Annotated in this window: 1 protein-coding gene; it reads right to left on the reverse strand. The window is 39.4% G+C overall.

Going from position 1 to position 302, the window contains the following annotated elements; translation table 11 throughout:
- Positions 1-302: MucBP domain-containing protein (locus tag HMPREF2637_RS06175; RefSeq protein ID WP_176745616.1), on the reverse strand; the 302-nt coding region annotated here is incomplete at both ends.

The raw sequence follows: 302 nt of genomic DNA on the forward strand, positions 1-302 counted from the left end.
GTAGCGTCATCACCTGTCCAGTGACCTTGTTCGTCGACTTGACCTACTTTGTAGTTACCTGCTGGTACCAATTCGTATGTCTTACCTTCGAATTCGATTTCTTTTGGACGGTTATCTACAACTGTATCGTAGTCTTTACCTACTGGTTGATCTTTTTCATCTGTGACAGATTCTTTGATAGTGTTACCATTTTCATCTACATAGTGAACGTAAACATTACCCTTAGGTTGTGCTGGTTGTTCTTTGAGTTTGTAGATGTAAGTAACATCTTTACGTCCTTCGATAACTTTACCTGTTGTAGC

Source organism: Streptococcus sp. HMSC065H07 (genome assembly GCF_001837325.1).
In the GTDB taxonomy this organism is placed as follows: domain Bacteria; phylum Bacillota; class Bacilli; order Lactobacillales; family Streptococcaceae; genus Streptococcus; species Streptococcus salivarius_H.